The sequence below is a fragment of the Mesorhizobium sp. M7A.F.Ca.CA.002.04.1.1 genome (genome assembly GCF_004022805.1).
Classification (GTDB): Bacteria; Pseudomonadota; Alphaproteobacteria; order Rhizobiales; family Rhizobiaceae; genus Mesorhizobium; species Mesorhizobium ciceri.
The window spans coordinates 1-2,716 of record NZ_RZPL01000739.1 but is presented as its reverse complement, the minus strand read 5'-3'; the positions used below and the strand labels follow the sequence as shown (position 1 = coordinate 2,716).

The window sequence follows — 2,716 nt, the reverse complement described above, 5'->3', positions numbered from 1 at the left end:
TTTCACGCTGGCGCCGGGCGCCAGGCGCAGGTCGGCGTAGAGCGTCTCCGAATCGGCCCTGACCGGGGACCGTAATCCTTGGAAATCGCCGATGATGAGGCGCCCGTTGACGCCTTCGGCATCAATCTCGGGAAGCCTGAGCGCTCCTGTGTTCTCGAACACAGGAGCCACCTCTTCCTTGTCGTCCGGCAGCGCCAGCCATGTCTGCAGGCCGGATACCGACATCGGCGCGCCACGCAGTTCCTCCGGCGTACGCTCCGAATGGACGATGCCGCGGCCGGCGGTCATCAAATTCACGTCGCCGGGCTGAATGACCATTTCGGTGCCGAGGGAGTCGCGGTGCCGGATCTTGCCGTCGAACAGATAGGTGACCGTCGACAGTCCGATATGCGGATGCGGACGGACGTCCAGCGCCTGGCCGGCCCGCAGGATCGCGGGACCCATGCGGTCGAAGAAGATGAACGGACCGACCAACCGCCTTTTTGCCGTTGGCAGGGCACGGCGCACCTGAAAACCACCGATGTCCTTGGCGTTCGGAATGACCATCAATTCGATCTGATCGCTGGCGAACGCATCGCCCACCTCAGGGTCTTTCCCGGGGAAGAAGCTCATGGACTCTCCTTGTCGGTGGTCGAAGGCCGCCTGGCCGCATCAGGCAAAGCGGATGGCCGCCTTTGCCCGCAGCTTGGCCGCCACCTCTTCGCGATTGCGCGGATGCTGATGGGTTTCCAGGGAATCGAGCAGTTCGCGCGCCGAGGCCGCGATGGCGTCGACGGCATGATCGAAGGCGTGCTGGTTCTGCTTCGAGGGTCGCGTCGTTCCGCTCAGCTTGCGGACGAACTGAAGGGCCGCGTCGCGCACCTCGTCATTGGTTGCCGGCGGATCAAAATTGAACAGGGTCTTGATGTTTCTGCACATCGCTTCCGTATCTCCTCTTGTCCTTGAGCTGTTTCAATCGCAACGAGTTATATCCTCGATCATGATCATGTCCAAAAACCGGTGAGGCGAGGCCATCGTTCGGACCGGCCTCAATCCGCGTCGAGCGGCTCCGTTCCAACCGGCTTGCCGTCGCGCGACAGCCTGATCTTCTCGACCTTGTCCTCGGCGGCCTTCAGCAGCCGGTCGCAATGCGCCTTCAGCGCCTCGCCACGTTCATAGATCCTGATCGACTGGTCGAGCGGCACGTCGCCACGCTCCAGATCATCGACGATCTTCTCCAGCGCATCGAGTGCCTGCTCGAAGCTCATCGCCTTGACGTCTTCGTTGGTCTCACCAGCCATCGTTCATCCTTTCATCAGTCGCCCGACATGGGCGGCGACCGAAAATGCCAATCCCTGCAGATCGTAGCCGCCCTCGAGCAGGCTGACGAGCCGGTTGCCGCTGTGGCGTGCCGCGCGCTGCATCAGCTGGCCGGTCGCCCAATCGAAATCATCCTCGGTCAGATTGATCTCGGCCAGCGGATCGCGGTGGTGCGCGTCGAACCCGGCCGAAATGATGATCAGGTCGGGCGCGAAATTGTCGAGCGCGGGCAGGACGCGCGACAGGAAGGCATCGCGAAACACTTCGCTGCCGGTCTGCGGCGCCAGCGGTGCGTTGACGATGTTGCCGGCGCCCGTTTCGGTCTTCGCTCCGGTGCCGGGATAAAGCGGCATCTGGTGTGTCGAGCAATAGAGCACCGAGGGATCGTCCCAGAAAATATCCTGCGTGCCATTGCCGTGATGCACGTCCCAGTCGACGATGGCAACGCGCTCGACACCGTGTTTCTTCTGCGCATAACGCGCCGCGATCGCCGCCGTGTTGAACAGGCAGAAGCCCATGGCCGTGGTCTTTTCGGCATGATGGCCGGGCGGCCGGGCGGCGACGAAGACGTTGTCGGCGCGGCCCGAAAAGACATCATCGACGGCGGCGTTGGCGGCGCCGATCGCGGTGATCGCCGCTTGCCAGCTCTTCGGACTGGCAGTGGTGTCGGCATCGATGCGGGCAATCCCCTCGTCGGGAATGGCGGCGCGCACGCGGGCGACGAAATCGGCGGGATGCGCGTAGAGGATGGTGGCCTCGTCGCCTTCCGGCGCCTGGATACGATCGAGCCCGGCAAAGGCTTCCTCGTCGAGCACGCGCTCGATGGCACGCAGGCGGTCGGGCCGCTCGGGATGTCCGGGCGGCGTGAGATGCTCGAGGAAGATCGGATGCGTGTAGAGACGGGTGGTCATCGTCCTAATCTAGTGACCCGGATCGACAAAGGCCATGCACGGGCGGCCGATGACTGGGGAAAATCGCGCCTGCGTCCATTCGTGTCGCCGCAGGCATTGGCCTCGCCGGCGCTTCGGCGTAAAGTCCTTGGCACTGCCTGGTGCCCGCCGCAAGCGGGAGAATCGGGAACACGGTTGAATTCCGTGGCGTGCCCAACGCTGTGAGGGGGACCGCGCCGGTAAATGCCACTGTCGATGACGGGAAGGCACCGGACGCGGGTTGATCCCAAGCCAGAAGACCGGCCTGGCAGGCATCGTCATCCGCATGGTCGGGCGGGTGGCATCAGAGCGACGTGCGTCCATTTGGACGCACAAAGTACGCTCTGACCGTTTTGAATCTGCAATCGCAAGGGGACAAGCGATGCCGGAACATATGACCGCTGCCATTGACGATGGATTCGACCAGAATGCGCGCGATGCGGTCTATCGCGCCATGTTCACGCGGCGCGACGTGCGCAGCCATTTCC

4 protein-coding genes and 1 riboswitch are annotated in these 2,716 nt (G+C 63.4%); all 4 genes read right to left on the bottom strand.

Annotation, left to right across the window (positions count from 1 at the left end):
- Positions 1-612, bottom strand: a 612-nt coding sequence (locus ENZ75_RS27675) for a pirin family protein (protein WP_164888047.1), incomplete at its 3' end; no start/stop codon positions are given.
- A gap of 39 nt (positions 613-651) precedes the next feature.
- Positions 652-918, bottom strand: a complete 267-nt coding sequence (locus tag ENZ75_RS27670; protein WP_013532791.1) for a DUF2277 domain-containing protein — start codon at positions 916-918, stop codon at positions 652-654.
- A gap of 110 nt (positions 919-1,028) precedes the next feature.
- Complete coding sequence (locus ENZ75_RS27665; RefSeq protein WP_013532792.1) at positions 1,029-1,280, bottom strand: exodeoxyribonuclease VII small subunit; 252 nt, start codon at positions 1,278-1,280, stop codon at positions 1,029-1,031.
- A gap of 3 nt (positions 1,281-1,283) precedes the next feature.
- The gene (locus ENZ75_RS27660; RefSeq protein WP_063167671.1) at positions 1,284-2,210 is read right to left on the bottom strand and encodes a histone deacetylase family protein; all 927 of its coding nucleotides are present in this window, start codon (positions 2,208-2,210) and stop codon (positions 1,284-1,286) included.
- 121 nt (positions 2,211-2,331) lie between these two features.
- Positions 2,332-2,512, top strand: a riboswitch (cobalamin riboswitch).
- Positions 2,513-2,716 lie beyond the last annotated feature (204 nt).

Bases quoted from the DNA above. Each gene is read 5' to 3' on its own strand.
- ENZ75_RS27670 (WP_013532791.1), bottom strand. From the start codon at position 918: ATGTGCAGAAACATCAAGACCCTGTTCAATTTTGATCCGCCGGCAACC.
- ENZ75_RS27665 (WP_013532792.1), bottom strand. From the start codon at position 1,280: ATGGCTGGTGAGACCAACGAAGACGTCAAGGCGATGAGCTTCGAGCAG.
- ENZ75_RS27660 (WP_063167671.1), bottom strand. From the start codon at position 2,210: ATGACCACCCGTCTCTACACGCATCCGATCTTCCTCGAGCATCTCACG.